We start from the raw sequence: 1,156 nt of genomic DNA on the forward strand, positions 1-1,156 counted from the left end.
ATCGGCTGCGCCAGAATATCGACAGCAATGACAATATCAGCGCCCAACTCACGAGCTACTTTGACCGGTACTGGACTGACCAGCCCTCCATCCACATATTCCTTTTTCTGGATAACAGTCGGAATAAACATGCTTGGAATAGAAACGGATGCACGCACTGCCTGACCGGTATTACCATAATTAAAAACTACGCGCTTGCCCTCTTTCAAGGCTGTGGCTACCACAAACATCGGGATTTTCATGGCTTGCAGAGGTGTCTGATCGACTTGTAAATTCACATAATTTTCAACTTTTTTGCCATCAAAAAAGCCTTTACGGTCCAGCTTGATGTCGCGAACATCAGTCGCTTTCATGCTTAATGCAATATTACGCAGTTCAATCGCTGGTTTACCACTGGCATAAATGGAACCAACAATACTGCCTGCACTGGTTCCCACAATAAAGTCAGGTTGTATGCCTGCCTGTTCTAATACTTCAATCGCACCGATATGCGCATAGCCACGCGCACCGCCACTGCCAAGAACCAGTGCAATCACTGGACGGTTTTCTGTTTGCTTGATTTTGCGGAAATTGATCTGGTTTGGACGTGCCTGGGCTTCTGCTACTGAACTGGCAGATTTATGACTAGAGTTAGATGGATTAAAACCGGATGCCGTTTGGCAGCCGCTCAGACCTACCATTGTCATCGCCAATATACTCAGTACATATTTCTGCATGCAGAGCACGTCCTCATTTTGTTAAAGCAACATAGTGTATAAACACATGCTTAAATAATCTGTAGAATTTCGTAAAACTGTCATACAGTTGCACTAATGTCTTTCAATTTTCAGCCACTGTATGAATACACCTTCACTGTACCGGATCTTTCTCACCTTCCTGCAACTGGGCTGTATGGCATTTGGTGGACCGGCAGCACATCTGGTGTTTTTTCACCGTAAATTTGTCGACCAGTTACAGTGGTTAAATGCGACACAATATGGTCAGCTGGTTGCATTAGCGCAGCTTTTGCCCGGCCCAAGCAGCAGCCAGGTAGGCCTTTCAATTGGCTATCTGCAAAGGGGTTATGCTGGAGCATTCATGGCCTGGCTTGGGTTTACCTTACCTTCAGCGCTTTTGATGAGCTTGATCGCCGTACTTGGTCAGTACTATTTCCATA

General features: G+C 45.7%; 2 protein-coding genes. One reads left to right on the plus strand and one right to left on the minus strand.

Translation table 11 applies throughout. The annotated features are described in order from the left end of the window. On the minus strand, nucleotides 1-716 hold a 716-nt coding region (locus B4J23_RS07870; RefSeq protein ID WP_291359807.1), incomplete at its 3' end, for a patatin-like phospholipase family protein. Between the two features lie 121 nt (nucleotides 717-837). Here B4J23_RS07870 and B4J23_RS07875 point away from each other — a divergent pair. Next, a partial coding sequence (locus B4J23_RS07875; RefSeq protein WP_291359808.1) for a chromate transporter occupies nucleotides 838-1,156 on the plus strand: 319 nt, incomplete at its 3' end.

Origin of the sequence: Acinetobacter sp. UBA3025 (assembly GCF_002367915.1) — a bacterium.
Taxonomy (GTDB): domain Bacteria; phylum Pseudomonadota; class Gammaproteobacteria; order Pseudomonadales; family Moraxellaceae; genus Acinetobacter.